At 40.5% G+C, this 18,568-nt stretch carries 18 protein-coding genes; 3 read left to right on the top strand and 15 right to left on the bottom strand.

From position 1 onward, the window contains the following. Positions 1 to 208, top strand: a 208-nt coding sequence (locus tag E7303_RS16630) for a hypothetical protein (protein WP_292146536.1), incomplete at its 5' end; no start/stop codon positions are given. A 76-nt stretch (positions 209 to 284) separates the two neighbouring features. After that, complete coding sequence (locus tag E7303_RS16625; protein ID WP_292146535.1) at positions 285 to 1,070, top strand: AraC family transcriptional regulator; 786 nt, start codon at positions 285 to 287, stop codon at positions 1,068 to 1,070. A gap of 2 nt (positions 1,071 to 1,072) precedes the next feature. On the opposite strand, the gene E7303_RS16620 is transcribed toward E7303_RS16625, so the two are convergent. Next, a complete protein-coding gene (locus E7303_RS16620; RefSeq protein WP_292146534.1) occupies positions 1,073 to 2,230 on the bottom strand; it encodes a glycoside hydrolase family 88 protein in 1,158 nt (385 codons plus the stop codon). A gap of 11 nt (positions 2,231 to 2,241) precedes the next feature. After that, a complete protein-coding gene (locus E7303_RS16615; protein WP_292146533.1) occupies positions 2,242 to 3,939 on the bottom strand; it encodes a glycoside hydrolase family 43 protein in 1,698 nt (565 codons plus the stop codon). 165 nt (positions 3,940 to 4,104) lie between these two features. On the opposite strand from E7303_RS16615, the gene E7303_RS16610 reads away from it, so the two are divergent. Next, positions 4,105 to 5,472 (top strand): MFS transporter, encoded by a 1,368-nt coding sequence (locus E7303_RS16610; protein WP_292146532.1) that lies wholly within the window; start codon positions 4,105 to 4,107, stop codon positions 5,470 to 5,472. Between the two features lie 109 nt (positions 5,473 to 5,581). Here the strand turns inward: E7303_RS16610 and E7303_RS16605 are convergent, their stop codons facing one another. The 13 genes from E7303_RS16605 to E7303_RS16545 all read right to left on the bottom strand — a co-directional run bounded on the left by E7303_RS16605 (position 5,582) and on the right by E7303_RS16545 (position 18,362). After that, complete coding sequence (locus E7303_RS16605; RefSeq protein ID WP_022772607.1) at positions 5,582 to 5,974, bottom strand: pyridoxamine 5'-phosphate oxidase family protein; 393 nt, start codon at positions 5,972 to 5,974, stop codon at positions 5,582 to 5,584. Between the two features lie 111 nt (positions 5,975 to 6,085). Continuing rightward, positions 6,086 to 6,829 carry a hypothetical protein gene (locus E7303_RS16600; RefSeq protein WP_292146531.1) on the bottom strand — a complete coding sequence of 248 codons (744 nt, stop codon included), beginning with the start codon at positions 6,827 to 6,829 and terminating at the stop codon, positions 6,086 to 6,088. 234 nt (positions 6,830 to 7,063) lie between these two features. Then, positions 7,064 to 8,677 (bottom strand): phosphoenolpyruvate carboxykinase (ATP), encoded by a 1,614-nt coding sequence (gene pckA, locus E7303_RS16595; protein ID WP_292146530.1) that lies wholly within the window; start codon positions 8,675 to 8,677, stop codon positions 7,064 to 7,066. 167 nt (positions 8,678 to 8,844) lie between these two features. Next, positions 8,845 to 10,155, bottom strand: coding sequence for an alpha-galactosidase (locus E7303_RS16590; RefSeq protein ID WP_292146529.1), 1,311 nt, complete (start codon positions 10,153 to 10,155; stop codon positions 8,845 to 8,847). Positions 10,156 to 10,200: 45 nt separating this feature from the next. Further along, positions 10,201 to 11,046 carry a 16S rRNA (cytidine(1402)-2'-O)-methyltransferase gene (gene rsmI / locus E7303_RS16585; RefSeq protein WP_292146528.1) on the bottom strand — a complete coding sequence of 282 codons (846 nt, stop codon included), beginning with the start codon at positions 11,044 to 11,046 and terminating at the stop codon, positions 10,201 to 10,203. A 73-nt stretch (positions 11,047 to 11,119) separates the two neighbouring features. Then, entirely contained in the window at positions 11,120 to 11,764 is a 645-nt protein-coding gene (locus tag E7303_RS16580; RefSeq protein WP_442861655.1) for a tRNA1(Val) (adenine(37)-N6)-methyltransferase, read from the bottom strand. A gap of 82 nt (positions 11,765 to 11,846) precedes the next feature. Next, entirely contained in the window at positions 11,847 to 12,782 is a 936-nt protein-coding gene (locus tag E7303_RS16575; RefSeq protein ID WP_292146527.1) for a PSP1 domain-containing protein, read from the bottom strand. After that, positions 12,779 to 13,825, bottom strand: coding sequence for a DNA polymerase III subunit (locus E7303_RS16570; RefSeq protein ID WP_292146525.1), 1,047 nt, complete (start codon positions 13,823 to 13,825; stop codon positions 12,779 to 12,781). Before E7303_RS16570 ends, E7303_RS16575 begins: the two co-directional genes overlap by 4 nt. A gap of 10 nt (positions 13,826 to 13,835) precedes the next feature. Continuing rightward, positions 13,836 to 14,276 carry a YaaR family protein gene (locus tag E7303_RS16565; RefSeq protein ID WP_022772618.1) on the bottom strand — a complete coding sequence of 147 codons (441 nt, stop codon included), beginning with the start codon at positions 14,274 to 14,276 and terminating at the stop codon, positions 13,836 to 13,838. Between the two features lie 43 nt (positions 14,277 to 14,319). Next, a complete protein-coding gene (locus E7303_RS16560) occupies positions 14,320 to 14,913 on the bottom strand; it encodes a guanylate kinase (RefSeq protein WP_292146524.1) in 594 nt (197 codons plus the stop codon). 8 nt (positions 14,914 to 14,921) lie between these two features. Then, entirely contained in the window at positions 14,922 to 16,331 is a 1,410-nt protein-coding gene (gene pyk, locus E7303_RS16555) for a pyruvate kinase (protein WP_292146523.1), read from the bottom strand. Further along, the gene (locus E7303_RS16550) at positions 16,313 to 17,716 is read right to left on the bottom strand and encodes an aminotransferase class I/II-fold pyridoxal phosphate-dependent enzyme (RefSeq protein WP_292146537.1); all 1,404 of its coding nucleotides are present in this window, start codon (positions 17,714 to 17,716) and stop codon (positions 16,313 to 16,315) included. The genes pyk and E7303_RS16550 overlap by 19 nt, the downstream gene beginning before the upstream one ends. A gap of 52 nt (positions 17,717 to 17,768) precedes the next feature. Beyond that, a complete protein-coding gene (locus E7303_RS16545; protein ID WP_292146521.1) occupies positions 17,769 to 18,362 on the bottom strand; it encodes an HD domain-containing protein in 594 nt (197 codons plus the stop codon). Positions 18,363 to 18,568: the final 206 nt, after the last annotated feature.

The raw sequence follows: 18,568 nt of genomic DNA, 5'->3' as shown, positions 1-18,568 counted from the left end.
ACTGAAATATCAGTCTTTATGCGGGCTTGAGGGGTATTATGAACTAAGATTTATGAGGCTAGACTGTCAAACTTCCGTAACCCATATAATAGTTGGAACCATCATCAGATACAGAACTTTATTTTTATGCAGTTCTGCAAAGATGCTTTTTACTTTATTCATCGTAACCCCCTTGTTACTTTTATTCCTTAAAGTAGTTATAGTGTAATCTTTTTGACATGGTAAAAACTATGTTCTAATATGATTATTAACTGACTTATTATGCAATTATTTGGAGATAAGAAATGATTTCGGTATCGATCTGCGGTTATGATTCTAATCACAAAAAGCCTTGCAATATCTCTTATAATCTGACTTCTGACGAATATTTAGCTCTTTTGGTCAAGACTGATGCCTGGTTTGAAATTGATGGTAAAAAGATCCAGACCAAACCCAATATGCTTATAATCTTTCCGCCAAAATCCCCTATCAAATATGGCAGGGATGAAATTGGCTATAATGATGACTGGATTCACTTCAGGCTTGATAAAGAGGATCAGGAGTTCTTTGACGAGCTCTCTATTCCAACATCCAAGGTGCTTTACCCATATGATTTCAGAAGTCTGACTAATGTTGTAGAACTCATGTCCAAGTCTTTTCACAAGAATTCAGAATATACTGCTTCGTTGACCAACCACTACATGCATCTTTTTTTGTTGCTGGTAAAAGAGCAGTTTTCAACAGTTCCGACTGAGCGAGCACCAAAGCTTTATTTAGAGCTTTCACAGATCAGAACTGCCATTTATAATTCCCCTGCCAATAACTGGTCGATCAATGCTCTGGCTGATGAACTTTATATAAGTGTTTCTCATTTCCAACACTTGTATAAAGAGTTTTTTGATACCTCCTGCCAAAAGGATATAATATCGGCGCGCCTTCGCTCGGCTCAGTATTACCTGACCACCACCGACCTTAGCATAAAAGAAATTGCAGATATATGCGGTTATGAAAATGACCTGCATTTCATGAGGCAGTTTAAAAAATTTATTGGGCAGACTCCAACAGATTATCGAAATAGCAATTGGAGATAGATTTACCACATTACAAATTCAGATCCTGCAAGTTTATAAAGCGCTTCAATATAGAAATAATCTGCATAAACCATAGTCTCATGGTGTTTCTTATTATGATAGGATGCTGAACAGTTCTTTACGATTGCTTCACAGTCACTGCTGTAATCTGCCCTTTTTTCTGCTATGGTTTTAATGATCTTAAATGCTGTGTCTAAATATTTATTTTTCTTTTCTTCATCTTCCATGTGCTCAGACAGATCCATAAGTCCTCCCGCTATTATGCAGGCTCCGCAGGAATCTTCATAAGCCGGCTCTTTAGGCTGGTCAAAGTCTATTGGTATGATCCCACTGTCATCTATCTTTGAAAGGCAATAATCCGCTATTTTTTCTGCTGTCCTTAAATACGCATCATCGCCTGAATTTCTGTAAGCACTTGTAAAACCGTATAGTCCCCATCCCTGGCCTCTTGTCCAGGAGCTTCCGTGAGCATATCCCTGGCCACCGTAGCTCTTTATTCTTTTTCCTGATACAGGATCAAATTCTACAATATGACATACTGAACCGTTTTCTCTTACGAAACAGTTCTTGACGGTAGTAGCGTGAGCTTTTGCTATGTGGGCATATCTTGGGTCTTTTGTCTCTCTGCTTGCCCAGAACAGGAGTGATATGTTAAACATACAGTCTACAATAGCCCATCCTCTGGTATCGCAGTCATCAAGATCATTCCAGGCTCTTATATACTTTCCCTTTTCATTAAATCTTCCTGCAAGGAGACTGGCTGCATGAAGTGCCGTCCTTCTGGCCTCTGTATTACCTGTCAGCCTGAAATCCGCAACTGCACTTGGAACAAACATGAACCCAACATCATGATGAAGGCCATAATACATTTCAAAGGAAGGCGCCAACAGCTTCTCCTGAATTCTTGCATATTCGCAGTATTTATAGTCCCTTGTGTCATGATATAAAAGCCAGAGTATACCTGACCAGAACCCGTTAGTCCACCAGTTTACTCCGTCGTCTATTCGGAATTCTTTTTCAGAATCAGCCCGGTTGTCGTATATACCGTTTTCATTTGTGGTATAAGGAAGTTTATATTTATTATTTTCAGAAACCCATTCAAGCTTTTCCTTTACTTTTTTAAGCTCCTTCTCTGCCCACAAACAATACATTTCATTCATATCTCTTTTCCTCAATCCGTTCTTACTTCAAAATAATCAAAATCTGCATTTAGCCCAAAGCCCGTCAGGTCCTGGGTGCATATGCCTATCATTGCCCCAGTGAACCATCCCTGATTGCAGGCTTCGTCTGATAAAAAGCTTGCATCTACAGGTGGTGCAATTTGCTCTGTACTACAATTGCTGTTATCCGGCTTTCCCACGCTGTATCCAAATATTGCATCAGATCCGTCTATCGTAAGTTTCAATCTCACAGGTTTATTTTCCGGTATCGGAACATATTCACTTAAATACTCCGCTTTCTTGTTCTCATATTTTAGTAATGTTATGCATTTCCCAATGTCTTCATCATGCGTGATATGGAGATAAAGATAATTCTCTGTGTCATACATGAAAATGAGTCCCGCCATCTGCTTAAATACTTTTGGCTCATATTCAACTTCTGTTTCTACCTCCATGTGATAGGACGTCATTCTTTTTGCTATGAGGCTTTGGGAAAACTGCGATGAGAGCCCACTCCTGCCAAAAAGTCGCAAATACCCCGGTCTTTCTGATAGAGAAAGATATCTCTCATCCATAGGAATGCGAAGTGACTGATAATCAAGATTTAACTCCCGGCTATTAAAATCATCTCGATCAAAGTTCGTCTGTTTCTCTTCTGTAGAAATTTCCTCACATTCTGCACTGCTTGCATTTAATTTTTTCTCAGAGGATAGTTCAAAAATTTCGTCCTGGGGAACCGATGTGATCTTTTCATCAATCTCGCTATACAGATATGGCCAGTCGTCCTTCCATATAACTTTCTGTATTGAAGTCTCTCTGCCCAACATGTATCTTCTGGCATTTTTAAATCGCTCTACTGTTTCCGGATTTCTTTTATCACTTGGTCTTCCGCACAGATGAACCATGTGCCAATCGCCTTCCTGAGTTTCCACCATGTCACAATGGCCTGCCTTCTGAAGGCGGATATCCGGATAATGCCTGGATGTCATGATCGAATAGGCATCGCCGTTTTCCCATTTTTCCGGTCTATCTTTTTTCATCTCATATGGACCCCAGATGCTTCTGGAGCGAAGAACTGACTGCCCATGCAATTCGCCCGTTCCGGTATCTGCGCAAAAAAGGTAATACCAGCCATTCCTCTTAAAAATATGCGGTCCTTCTAAAAAGATATCTGCTGCTGTAAAAATATCTTTTGCCTCACCGATCATGCGCTGTGCTTTGGAATCATATTCCTGCAGAACTATTCTTCCAGCATACTTTTTGGGCACTCTGTGGTCAGTAACCATCGACACCATGTACTTTTTCCCATCATCATCATGAAAAAGAGATGGATCAAAGCCAAAGTTATTAAGCGGTACCGGTTCACTCCAAGGGCCATGTATGTCTGTGGCCGTAACAAGGAAATTTTCCGTGTCATACATGTTGCAGTAGAATGAACGCACTATTGTGTAGACTAAATAAAATATTCCATTTTCATATGTAAGGCAGGGCGCCCATATACCCTGTGATGGACCAACTCCTCTTAGATCAAGTTGGCTCACACGATTTAATGGGTACTCTATTAATTCCCAGTTCTTTAAATCTTTCGAGTGATGAAGCCTGACACCGGGCCACCATTCAAATGTTGAAGTCGCAATATAATAATCGTCTCCAACTCTTATGATTGAGGGATCCGGGTGAAAGCCCTTTAGTATAGGATTACTGATCATGATTTTCTCCCTTGAACTTCTATATCTACTACTCTATATAAACCGCCAAAGATTCTGTATATGATCATCTGCCGGTTTACTTACTTTTTCTGCTATTTATTATTAACTATTGGAAACCGATTTGCGTTATAATAGTTCCATAAACTTCGAAAGGACGCTTACATCATGAAACAGCTAAAACCTATTACTAACAAACTTTTGTGGATTTTTGCATTGGGGCAGTTTGGATGGAGTCTTTTATCCGGAATCGTATCTAACTGGATGGTGTACTACTACACCGGAAGTCCCGATGCTCAGAATCCAAACACAGGGCTCTTTGCATCAAGCATAACTCAGGAACCGATTCTTTTTAAATTAACATTATTTGGTCTTGTTCTTGCTGCGGGAAGAATATTTGACGCCATAACAGATCCTCTGATCGCAGGATGGTCCGACAGATGCTCCAACAAAAAAGGCCGTCGAATCCCATTCTTACGCGCAATGGCAATTCCATTTTCACTTTGCACAATTGGACTTTTTGCGCTTCCTCAGACATCCGTAATTGCAGCTAACGACGTTATCCTTTTTGTTCTGCTCATGGTCTTTTACCTCTTCATGACCATGTTCTGCACTCCATACAACGCTCTTATTGCAGAGCTCGGTGATACACAGCAGCACAGGATCAACGTTTCAACTTATATTTCATTTACTTTTATCGTTGGTCAGAGTATTTCGTTCCTGCTTCCAAACCTTGCAGGAGCGCTTACAGGGGTAGCCGGACAAAAGGGTGCTATCCGCCTGTCAGTTGCTATCATGTCTGCAATTGCATGTATCGCAATGCTCATCCCTGCATTTTATATTAATGAAAAAGACTATATCGACAGCACACCAAGCGATACCAAGCCTTTTAAGTCCCTTGCCCAGACTTTTTCAAATGTTCAGTTCCGTCACTTCGTATATAGCGATGTTATCTATTTCTTTGCACTGACTCTTTTCCAGACAGGTCTTGCCTTCTATGAGACCAAGCTTATGGAGATTGAGGATACCTGGACCTTTGTTTTAACTGCTACTATGACAGCCATAAGTGTTATGCTCTATCCTCTGGTAAACCTTCTTGCCAAGAAGATTGGTAAAAAGACACTTATTATCATCGGATTTTTCGCATACTGCTGCGTTTTTGCTATCACAGTATTCTGCGGAAAAGGTCTTCATTGGGGATTCATCATCGCTGTAACAGCAGCTATCCCTATGGCCATCCTCGGTATCCTTCCTCAGGCCTGCGTTGCGGATGTTGCTGAGCTTACAAGACTTGAAACAGGTGAAGACAGAAGCGGTATGTTCTTTGCAGCAAGAACATTTGCCTTTAAGATGGGGCAGGCGCTTGCAATGGTAATCTTCACATCAATTACTGTTTCACAAACCAAACAGAGCTACCGTTTGACAGCACTTGTTGCATTTATCTGCTGCTTTATCGGAGCCTGCATCTTCTTTACTTTTAATGAAAAACAGATTCTTGGAAAGATAAAAGAACTTAAAGGAAGCGATGAGATCTGAGCAAATCAGTTGAGAATTTATAAAATAAAAAAATCAAGCGAAATATTTCTAACTGAAAAAGCTGCTCAGTAGAACACTGAGCAGCTTTTTCACGTTATGAGGAGTTTATTTAGAACTTAACAACTTCAGGCTCGCTAGTGAATGAGCTGAATGTTGCAGTTGCATTCTTAAGATAGAATACTTCTGTGTTTCCATCATCAGCTTTATACATGTTCTGAAGTGATGGATAAGCATCAAGCATGGACTGACGAGCTTCAACTCTGTCATCTTCTACGAGCTCACCTGCTACACGAAGCCATTCTCCGCCTTTGAAAGCACAAATCTCAACCTTAGGATTAGCATGGATCTGCTTTGACACATCCTTTACTTTTCCTGTCTGAATGTAAAGCTTTCCTTCAAAAATGTGAGCTGTACCAAAAGGTCTTACTCTTGGCTGATCACCCTCTACTGTAGCAAGATAATATGTTCCTGCGTCTTTAAGAAACTGTGCAACTCTCTCCATCTTTTTCATCTCCTTTATAAAAAATGTAGCAATCATGGTTATGTTTTATATAATTATATTGCACGCAATCCTGAAAGGCAACATCTTATTATCTCATTTGCCAATATACTTTCAGCTCGGCTGCGTCTGTTTACAATAAAGTATAGCTTTTAGCTGGTCTTTAATAAATATTGGAATCTGCTCTGCCAGCTCATCCCAGGGCATGTAGTCTGTTTCAGGAATTGAAACTTCCTCAAATTCCATTGACGGTTCAAATGAAAAATTCTCTTTTATGTACTTAACAACCTTCTCATTCTCTTCATCCGTTATATGAATATCCTTAAGATATCTTTCCGGTGCATCCAATCCGTGGATACCAGCCAGCCTTTCGCAGCTCTCAAAAAGCTCCGTGTACAAGTACATCACCTTGGGACTACAAAGCATTGCATGCTTCCCTGGCTGGGAGTACATTATCAGCCTGCTGCCCTTTGGATAAACTATCTCAGCGCTATTGCCTCTCTTTACAAAAAACTCTTCACCCAGAGCATCCTTTTTATTGAACGAAGTAAGCTCAGGAACCAGAGCATTCAAAAATCTTCCGTGGTAACTCCCTTCAGCTCCTACGATGTTGTCATAATCATCAATATATATCCAGATATGCTCAAGGTCATATAAATGCTGAATATCATAATCCAGGTAATACGCGTATTCTATAACTTTTACTGCCCCTTTGAAATTTTCAAAATCAAAGGTCCTGTTAAAAGACTTACTTCTAGCCCCATTTTCTGTATATATTTCATAGCCAACTTTTTTTATCTTAATCGGTTCTTTTATATCCATAAAGATAATCGGTGCATAATCTAAAAAAGTACTCATTTTCTCATCTCTCTTCTTCGCTTTACATCTATCTGTCCGCAAAATAGTTTTAGAAGTTTATTTGGAGCGATTTATTTTGAACAGATGATACATAGAAAAGAATTAACCCACCATGACTTATGCTTTAAACAATCGTTTAATAAGTCATGGTGGGTTTAATTATTTTCGTTATGTATCACTGGGAAAAATCCCGAGCGACAAATAAACTTCTAAAATCTATTTTCAGTCAATGAATCAAAGCTGAGGACCAGCTGATACAAGTGCCTTACCAGCATCGTTGCCTGTGTACTTAACGAAGTTCTTCTGGAATCTTGCAGCAAGATCCTTTGCCTTCTCTTCCCACTCAGAAGCGTTAGCATATGTATCTCTAGGATCAAGGATAGCTGGATCAACTCCTGGAAGAGATGTAGGTACTTCGAAATCGAAGTAAGGAATCTTCTTTGTCTCAGCCTTAAGAACGTCTCCGCTAAGGATTGCATCGATGATTCCACGAGTATCCTTAATAGAAATTCTCTTGCCTGTTCCGTTCCAACCTGTGTTTACAAGGTAAGCCTTAGCTCCGCTCTTCTGCATCTTCTTAACAAGTTCCTGAGCGTACTTTGTAGGATGAAGCTCAAGGAATGCCTGTCCGAAGCAAGCTGAGAATGTAGGTGTAGGCTCTGTGATTCCTCTCTCTGTTCCAGCAAGCTTAGCTGTGAAGCCTGAAAGGAAGTAGTACTGTGTCTGTTCAGGTGTAAGGATTGATACAGGAGGAAGTACTCCGAAAGCATCTGCTGAAAGGAAGATTACGTTCTCAGCATCAGGACCAGCTGAAACCTTGTTTACCTTCTGAGCAATCTTATCGATGAACTCGATAGGATATGATACACGAGTATTCTCTGTAACGCTCTTATCGTCAAAATCAATCTTGCCGTTAGCATCTACTGTTACGTTCTCAAGAAGAGCATTTCTCTTGATTGCATTGTAGATATCAGGCTCAGACTCTTTATCAAGACCGATAACCTTAGCATAGCAACCACCTTCAAGGTTGAATACACCGTTGTCATCCCAGCCGTGCTCGTCATCACCGATGAGGAGTCTCTTAGGATCTGTTGAAAGAGTTGTCTTACCTGTTCCTGAAAGACCGAAGAAGATAGCTGTGTGCTTACCTTCCATATCTGTGTTGGCTGAGCAGTGCATAGAAGCCATGCCCTGAAGTGGAAGGAAGTAGTTCTGCATTGAGAACAGACCTTTCTTCATCTCTCCGCCGTACCATGTATTAAGGATAACCTGTTCTTTGCTTGTTACGTTGAAAAGAACTGCTGTCTCAGAGTTAAGTCCGAGTTCCTTATAGTTCTCAACCTTAGCCTTAGAAGCATTGTAAACAACGAAATCAGGCTTGAAATTAGCCTGCTCTTCCTCTGTAGGACGGATGAACATGTTCTTAACAAAGTGAGCCTGCCAAGCTACTTCCATAATGAAACGAACTGCAAGACGTGTGTCTTTGTTAGCTCCGCAGAAACCATCTACTACATAAAGCTTCTTGTTTGAAAGCTCTTCTACAGCAAGCTTTTTGCAAGCTTCCCAAGCTGCCTGAGATGCTCTGTGGTTATCGTTAGGATATTCCTCAGATGTCCACCATACTGTGTCCTTAGACTTCTCATCTTCTACAATGAACTTATCTTTTGGAGAACGGCCTGTATAAATACCTGTCATTACGTTTACAGCGCCAAGCTCTGTTTCCTGACCCTTGTCAAAGCCCTCAAGGCTAGGATCTGTCTCATCAGCAAAAAGCTGCTCGTATGATGGATTGTAAACGACTTCTTTTACTCCTGTGATGCCATACTGGCTTAAATCGATGTTTGCCATTTTGCTATCCTCTTTTCTTATAATAATTGTTTTTACGGACAAATTAATAAAATAATCTGATAACCCGTAGTTGCACATTGTAAATATCGGAAAATTACGCCCGATACTACTTTTATACTACAAAGTCAAAGTTTTAACAAGTTTTTTAATGCAAAATATCTATAAAATTACTGTAAATAATTGTCAATTTCAAAGCACAATACGGTATGTGGTTTAAGCTTAAACTTCTCGCCATTTGACAGCTCTTTTGCCACATTGCTCCACATCTCTACAGCCTGATATCTCTTCCTTGGAGAAAGACCTATGTCCTTAAGCTTTAATTTGATTTTCTTCTCTTCCTCGCTGATGTTGAAAAGAGCAAGATAAAGCTTTCCGTCCTTTGTTACGCTTCTCCAGATGACAAAGTCGTCTTTTCTCAAAATCTGTCTGGCTTTTCTGCCATTCTTATGCATGTTCATGATTCTCTCGTTAGTAAGAAGGCTGTCGGTAAACTCATCATTATCCCTAAGCTCTCCGCCAAACATAAGTGGAGATCTGAATATGCACCAAAGTGTCATAAGTATCTTTTGCTCATCGTGTGAGAAGTGAGTATAATGCCCCTTTTCACTGCCTTCCTGATTGCAGACACATACGTGTCCAAGTGGGAGCATATCGCAATCCGGCCAGTGGTCCTTGCAGCCAACTCCCTGCCAAGCATGGCATCTTTCAAACATTCCGTAGAGGTGTTCCCATTTATCCCAGAAATCATCTGTCATACGCCACATATTTGCATTTGCTAAAAGAAAATCCTTCTCCTCTACTTTAGCAGGTCCCGGTGACAGGCTGAGAACTATGTCTCTGCCGCAATTTGCTATAGCGTTCTTAATAAGTTCAATTTCAGATAAAACTGCACCCGGAGCCTCAGGAGCATAATTAACTCTTGCAATGTCATCTACTTTTACATAGTCAATGCCCCATTCCGCATACATTTTAAAAATAGAGTTGTAGTACTCCTGCGCGCCATTAGCTTTTGCATCAACACCGTACATATCTGTATTCCACATGCAAACGCTTGAATCATGCGCAATATCTCTTGCAGTAGCATCTGTCCCCAAAAGCTTTGTATTTCTGTGAACAGCCTGCCTTGGTATACCTCTCATAATGTGTATACCAAACTTAAGGCCCATATCATGAATCTGATCCGCGATCGGCTTGAATCCTTTACCATCCTTAGCAGATGGGAATCTGTTCACTGCGGGTACGAGCCTTGAATACTCATCCATTTCAAGTTCAGTGAATTTATGATACCAGTGAGAATCCGCTGTTGGTTCATACCACTGAATATCGCAGATAACGTACTCCCAGCCATAGTCCTTAAGATGCTCGGCCATATATCTGGCGTTACCCAAAAGCTGCTCCTCATTTACGCTGGCACCATAGCAATCCCAGCTGTTCCACCCCATTGGTGGCCTTTTTGCTACATAATGCTTCTCTCCCATATAACCTCCTGATGCCTGACACTATATAATTTTATTTTTAATATCTTACTTTAACAAAGCCTGATAAATGTCTCTTTTGCCGACACCCCTGTCAGCAGCTACCTTCTTCATTGCATCTTTATGAGGAACACCCATATCCTCATAATACTTCATGTGATCTTCTATACTCATTTCCTGCCATGAAAGACGTTTTTCTTCGTCCTGTTCCTTTAGGCTTTTGCCCTCAATGACCAGAACATATTCGCCTCTTGGCTCATTTTTTTCATAAAAAGAAATTGCTTCTTCTATTGTAGTTGGTGTAACCTCTTCAAATTTCTTGGTGAGCTCCCTGCAAATTGAGATCCTTCTGTTTCCGAGAGTCTCATACAGATCATTTAATGCCGCCTTTAAATGATGAGGCGCCTCATAGACTATCATGGTCCTGGACTCATCCTGCAGATCCTCGAGGATTCTTTTTCTGGATTTCTTGTCATCAGAGGAGGGCAAAAAACCTTCAAAACAGAATCTTCTGGTGCTGAGCCCTGAAAGAGTAAGGGCCGTGATACAAGCTGCAGGTCCCGGAAGCGAAGTTACTGTGATTCCTGCCTTGTGGCATTCTGCCACCAAAACCTCTCCCGGATCAGATATCGCCGGAGTTCCCGCATCTGTGATCAGTGCAACATTAGTCCCTGAAAGCATCTTTTCAATAAGCCATTTTGCCTTATCGAATTTATTATATTCATGATAGCTCGTCATTTCTGTATGTATGTCGAAATGATTGAGCAGTTTTATGCTGTTTCTTGTGTCCTCCGCAGCAATCAGATCAACGCTTTTCAGAGTCTCTAAAACTCTGAATGTCATATCATCCAGATTACCTATCGGAGTTGCACATAAAAATAACTTTCCCTGCATCTTATTACCTGTCTAAAAATGTTCAATTATGGTTTATACTTTTTTGCCCGGTTAAACCACCTGAATCCACTGTTCAGAAACCATAAATATCATAAATCTCTTTAGTATATTTGTGCTGAGATTCATATATTATAAGCGGCGGCTCAACTGTGATCCTGGATTTTCCACCACGGGCACCTTCTATGAGGACCATGCTGGGCTCTTTATCTATAAATGGATAAACAAGCCTCATCCTCTTTGGCTCGAGCTTGTACCTGTTCATGACCACCATTATCTCTGCCAGCCTGAATGGCCTGTGGACCATGTAAAACTTTCCTCCGGGCTTAAGACACCTGGCTGCTGCCTTTATAACATCCTCAAGGTCGCACAGCACCTCATGCCTTGCTATCGCCTTTGGCCCGTCAGGATTCTGAAGCCCATGCCCACCGATCATGTAGGGTGGATTACTCGTAACAACGTCAAAAGAGGCAGCTTCGAATAACTCGCCTGCCTCCTTAATGTCTCCCTCGACTATCTTTACTTTTTCTTCCAGGTCATTAAGAATCACACTGCGATTTGCCATTTCGGCGCTTTCAGGCTGTATCTCAAGTCCCACAAGCTCTTTTGCACCTGTCTTGGCTGCCATTAGTATTGGAATAATTCCTGTTCCGGTTCCAAGATCAAGGACTCTTCCTCCATCCGGTGCTGACGCAAACCCAGACAAAAGAACTGCATCCATTCCAAAGCAGAATTTGTCCGGATCCTGAATGATTCTATAACCGTTCCGCTGCAGATCGTCCAGTCTTTCTCCGGGCTTTAGATCAATTGTCCCCAAGTTTTGACTTTCCTTCCTGTTTTTCAATCTTCTCAAGCTTCTCGAGTTCTTTTATCTCCTCATCTTCCTGAGAATTCTTTTTATTATTCTGATTCTTTTTCTTTGGTTTCTTTCTAATAGACTCTATGTCATCAATCTTGTACTCGTGAACTTCCTTCTCATCATCCACGTCCACAAGAATCTTGATTGTCTGTCTGAGGATATTTACACTTGACACTTCGCCTTCAAGTCCATCCTTCGCCTTACAGATATCACCGATTCCAGGCATCTTTCTGTTAAGCTCTTCGTACACATCCTCTTCGTTCTTAAGGCAGCACATAAGCCTTCCACACACGCCTGATATCTTCGTAGGGTTAAGTGATAAGCTCTGTTCCTTGGCCATCTTGATGGAAACAGGAACAAAATCTGACAAATATGAGTGGCAGCAAAGTGGTCTTCCGCAAATACCATAACCGCCGATTATCTTGGTCTCATCTCTTACACCGATCTGTCTGAGTTCAATTCTGGTCTTGAAAACAGCTGCAAGATCCTTTACCAGCTCTCTGAAGTCAATTCGTCCATCTGCAGTAAAGTAGAAAAGAATCTTATTGTTATCAAAAGTATATTCAGCATCGATGAGCTTCATATCAAGATTATGTTTCCTGATCTTTTCGAGACAAACTCTGAATGCCTCTTTTTCTTTTTCCCTATTGGCCTTCTCCTGCTCATCATCCTTGGTGCTGGCTGTTCTAAGTACAGGCTTTAAAGGCTTTACGACCTCGTCATCCTCAACTTCTCTGGGCTCGCCAACAACTGTTCCATACTCAACGCCACGCGCAGTTTCTACAATTACATGGTCGCCCTTTTTTATCACATATTTTCCTGGTGAAAAGAAATATATCTTTCCGGCCGTTCTAAATCTGACGCCGATTACTCTTGTCATAAATTCTCCTTAACAGCAAGGAGCATCAGCTCCAATGCCAAATCTATATTAACATTCGAATTGATCCTGTTTTTGGCTCTCTCCAAATCATGGATCATCTGATCTATTTGTGTGTAAGAACACTTTTCAGTAACACTTCTAATATACGATATCTTATCAGAGAAAATCAAGTGATCCTCGTTTTCTGTAGCCTTATAGACAAGCATATCTCTGAATAAAAAAATAAGAACATCCAAAAAGTCCTCAAGTGCCCCGGTGTCGATTCCTTTTTTGCTTGTCTTCTCGCTTTCTTCATCCGGTGCGAGTATTTCATGGACTCTGTCCATCATATCGTGAATTTCCAAAGCTTTTAACTTGGAAATAAGCTCGATTGTTCCGTTTTTCAGATTATCAAATTTTTCGTTTGATGCAAGGTCTAAAGCTTTACCTACATTACCTCTCGCAAAAGATGCGCACAACATAGCCTTATAATCGACTACGTGACAATTTTCCATAAGATACTTCTTTATGGAATCATCCTTTGCCGGCTTCATTGGCAACACTATGCATCTACTGATTATTGTGGGAAGAAAGGCATTTAAGTTATTGGTAAGAATAATAATAACTATATATGAAGGTGGCTCCTCTAGCGTCTTAAGAAGTGCATTCTGCGCCGCCGGTGTCATCTTCTCGCCTTCTGGAATTATATAAATCTTACGATTACTCTCATATGGTCTGATCACCACATCATCCCTAAGTCCGTGTCTTATATCATCAACACCGATACTCCCCGGTTTCTCATGGGTAAGAGTAATAATATCAGGATGATTACCGCTAAGTGCTTTTATACAGGAAGGACACTCGTTGCAGCTTTCTATCATCCCATTTTTTTCAAGCCTGTGCTCACATAATAGAGCCTTGGTAAAAACTCTTGCTATAAACTCTTTTCCTGAGCCGGTTTCCCCGGATATTATATACGCATGAGATACTTTATCCGTTAAGAGCGCATTCTGCATGTGCTCTTTCATCTGAACTTGATCTATAATATCGGAAAAATCCGCCATCTTTACTCCCTCAGGTAAATATATCCAACAAAAGCCCCTCTATTTGCCCTATCTTGGCAAGAATCCCAATGTTGTCTTTTTCATCCTTAACAAGCTCTCTTGCAAGCTCATCCAGTTCATCATCCACCTGCCTTATTATTCCATAGACACGGTGCCTTCCCTTTCTATCCAGGAAGTTTTCTCTGGAAAAGACATGGGATCTAGTGACTACTTCATTCAAAAAATCTTTTATCAACAGTCGATAACGCTGCATATCCTTGATATCATTGCGTTTACCAATCTTTTGTCCCTGCTGGACAATGTCCTGCAACATAAGATTTAGGCGCTCTGCCAGATTTGAATCCTCAAGCTTACTGGTAAGAACAAATTTAAAATCACCAGAAGCTTCCTGAACCTGTTCCTGCGCCTGAACCTGATTTGTCTGCTGAATATTATTTACCCTAATATCCATACTTTGCCCCCGCTGATAAAGCAGCCATAGTTACATTAATATTTTATCCTATTTTCTGAGCAATGTATTCTGTTATTTCATCTATGCATGATTCTATTTTGGCGTTATTGGTAAATCTTTCTGTAATGCCTGCAGACTCTATCTTGTCCTCGCTAAAGTCCTCTTCATCTGCAAGAAAACGCCTGCACATCTCATCATATTTGGGATGCTCCTGCTTATCCTCTCGATCCATAGCCCTTCTTAGACGTATTTTGGCTTCTACATCTATAAGCAAAGGCACCACGTTGTCTTTTCCAAAATAATCTCTTATGTAGCAATATGATTCCAATGTACCAATCACAAGGTAGTTTCCATCTTTAAGATTGATCTGCCCATCATCCACCGTGAAATATCTCCATTCACCATAATGGGTGTAATAGGTCCTCTCCTCGATGATCTTGCCCTGCGACTTCAACTCCAGATATTCATTTTCTTTTTTAAAAAAGTACTGAACCCCGTCCTTCTCACCATCTCTCATGGGTCTGGTTGTGTAAGGCACAACTTTATCAAGGCCAAGCTTTTCATTTTTAATAAGCTCCTTGTAAATTGTGTCTTTACCCGAGGTGCTCTTTCCCATTAAAAGAAATATCTTTCCCATTAGCTTAATTAAAGCTCCTCTACACGAATCATATTTGTTCTTCCAGGAATTCCAAGTGGTACACCTGCTGTAAGAACAACTTTATCTCCACTCTTTAAGTAGCCTGCATTTTTGGCTGAATTGATTGCCTCTTTAAAGAGCTCATCAGCAGTATCTTCCTGTCTGATGTGAAGTGGTGTTACGCCCCACATAAGGTTTGCCTGTCTGCAAACTGTAGGATTGATAGTGCATGCAATGATCTGGCAATTTGGTTTGTATCTTGAAACCATTCCTGCTGTAAATCCGGACATTGTTACTGTAAGGATAGCATCCGCATTTACCTCTGCTGCAATGTTACATGTTGCATGAGAAATGGCATTTGTAACATCTGAAGGAGCGTAATCTCTTTTATGAAGTCTTCCAACGTAATCAATATCTGCTTCTGTACGCTCTGCGATTCTGGCCATTGTCTTAACAGCCTCTACAGGATAATCACCTGATGCTGTCTCTCCTGAAAGCATGATTGCTGTTGTTCCATCGTAAATAGCGTTAGCTACGTCAGTAACCTCAGCACGTGTTGGACGTGGATGATGGATCATTGAATCGAGCATCTGTGTAGCTGTGATAACATATTTACCCTTAGATTCAGCAAGCTTGATCATATCCTTCTGAATTACAGGAACATCTTCAAATGGAACCTCAACACCCATATCTCCACGGGCAACCATGATTCCATCAGCTGTATCAAGAATAGACTCAAGATTCTTGATACCCTGTGTGCTCTCGATCTTTGCAATGATCTTCATTGGGCTGTTTTTAGCCTTTAATACCTCTCGAATAGCAAGTACGTCATCTGCAGTTCTTACAAAAGAAGCTGCAACAAAATCAAAGCCCTGCTCGCAACCAAATTCGATATCGCCTCTGTCCTGCTCGCTAAGATAAGGCATTGTAAGCTCAGCGCCTGGTACGTTTACACCCTTTTTATCTGAAACAGGTCCACCATTTACAACTGTGCAGACAATATCTGTCTCTGTAACTTCCTCTACTCTAAGCTCAATAAGACCATCATCAATAAGGATAGTCATTCCCTTGTGGCAGTCATTAGTAAGCTCTTTGTAGGTAATTGCAACTTCAGACTCAGTTCCCATAATATCACGGGATGTAAGAGTAAACTTCTGTCCTGCTGTCAGCTCTACCTTACCTTTTTCAAAATCCTTCAATCTGATCTCAGGGCCCTTTGTATCAAGCATAACAGCGATAGGTAATCCGAGCTCGTCTCTAAGTTTCTTTATTCTGTCGTATTTTCTCTTGTGTTCCTCGTGAGAACCGTGTGAAAAATTAAAACGGGCTACATTCATTCCTGCAAGCATTATCTCGCGGAGCTTGTCTTCACTCTCACTTGCTGGTCCAATTGTACAAATTATTTTTGTCTTACGCATAAAAAACCTTCCTTTTTTTCTATTCCCTGAACGTTAAGCCCTTGATCTAGATATGACTTAACAGTATCAATTATTTCTTTTGTATAAACTTCTCCCGGTACAATAACAGGTATTCCCGGCGGATATAGATTTACGAACTCTGCTGCAATCCTGTTTTCGGCATCGCTAAATGGAACAAACTCACTATCAGCATCCCATGCATCGCAAATATTCATTTTCCGCGGAGGTATAAAAGAGATTTTGTGGGAAACTCGATTATCTTTGACAACAGAAAGACCTTTATCTATTTCTGTTAAAGCGTTTATAAAGCGGTTTATTCCTTCCTCTTTATCCCAACCTGTAATGATAGCCAAAACAGTATTTTCTCCAGCCATTTCCAACTGAAGTCCATACTCCTCACGAAGTATATCATATAACTGCTCTCCTGTCATTGTGCTATCTTGGACAGAAACTAGTACTTTTGAGGGATCATCTATTACATTTTTGCCAATTACCTTCAAAACCTTGCAATCAGAAGTTTTTCTTTGAATCCTATTCCGGAATTTTAATAGATTCTCTATGTAACTGTTACCGTTTTCTTCCATTTCTTTTATACACAGATCTATAGATGACATAAGCACATAAGATGGACTACTGGATTGATATATCCTCAAAAAGCGCTTTAATCTGGCTCTATCTATGAGGTCCCCTGATACATGGATCAGCGCCGTTTGTGTCATCGATGGTAAAGTCTTGTGCACACTATGTATAACAATATCTGCCCCCTGAGAAACAGCATTTTCAGGGACTGATATATATCCTGCCTCCGCTGATGCTTCATTTGCTTCCTTTTCTTTATTAAACATTGTGTCCTGCGTTCCATTAGTACCGAGTCCAAAATGCGCTCCGTGAGCTGCATCCACAATTAATGGGATGCCTCTTCTATGGCATATTTCAGAAATTTTTCGGATATCTGAACATATTCCTTCATACGTAGGAGATGTGATAAAAACTGCTTCAATGGTATCATCTATATTATGCTCAATGTCATCAGCAGAAAAACTATCCGGAATATTCAGCCCCTCGATTTGCTTATACGGAAGATATTTAACATTCAGATTTCTAAGATATACAGCATGATAAAATGATTTATGACTTCCCCTGGCTGCAAGAATTTTTCCGTTTTTTGAAACGGCTGCTGATATAGCTGCCAAGACACCACTTGTACTGCCATTTACCAGAAAGTATGTCTTATCTGCTCCGTAGAGCTTATTGGCCCTCTCTTCAGCCTCTAGTATGATCCCTGTTTCGTCATGAAGATTATCATATCCGTCAATTTCCGTTATATCACAACGAAAAGCACCCTTCATCGGGGTGCTTAGCTCATTCCTCTTATGACCTGGCATATGCAATGGATACATATTACTTTCTGCCAAGTTTATCAGTTCCTGGTAAAGATCAGGCATAGTTAACTCTAATTTTTCCCTTTCTTAGCTTAAGCGTCTCTAATGTGGAAGCATATTTATCCGCCAGGCAAACAATCCACGCTTCTCTGCATCTTGGTGGATTGATAGTAAGCGGCCACATATGCTTTGCAATTATGTCTTTTTCTCTCTCAGTAAGTGCGAAATCTCTTGTGGCATTTCTTAAGGCAATACCAGGATGATAGAATCCGTGAAGCTTAGGATGAATGTTTCCCGGTGCATCTGCTATATGCCAATCATATAGAAAATAGTCATGAAGAAGCGCGCCTCTTACAAGCTCCCTCTCACGGCCATTAATAGACAGTTTTCTATTGAGCTTAATTGCGCACAAAGCAACATGAATGCAATGTTCATAGACAGTTACATTTCCATGCTGGATAAATTCTTTTAGCTTTGCAAACTCTTCAGATCCAAGAACTTCTCCTCCATGCTCCCTGAGGATTGCTCTGTATTCTTCATTACTTTCAAGCTCATTTAATATTTCAGGATCAAAAGTATCCGGATCATATCCTTTAATGTCCAGAACTTCTTTGATTATTCTTTTATCTTCAGCTGATAATCTTTTCATATACCTCATACCGTTCATTTAAAAATCGATACTACATACATTAACTTGTTTAATATTACCATAATTATCAGTTAAAAGTATAAAAATCATAAAAAAACTCAGTAAACAATTTCAGTCTACTGAGTTAAGGAATTAATAAAAAAGATGCCTAGAGTCGGAATCGAACCAACGACACGAGGATTTTCAGTCCTCTGCTCTACCAACTG

This window comes from Butyrivibrio sp. (assembly GCF_015056685.1).
Taxonomy (GTDB): domain Bacteria; phylum Bacillota; class Clostridia; order Lachnospirales; family Lachnospiraceae; genus Butyrivibrio.
Note: the sequence above shows the minus strand (reverse complement) of the source record. Positions and strands in the feature narration are given on the sequence as shown.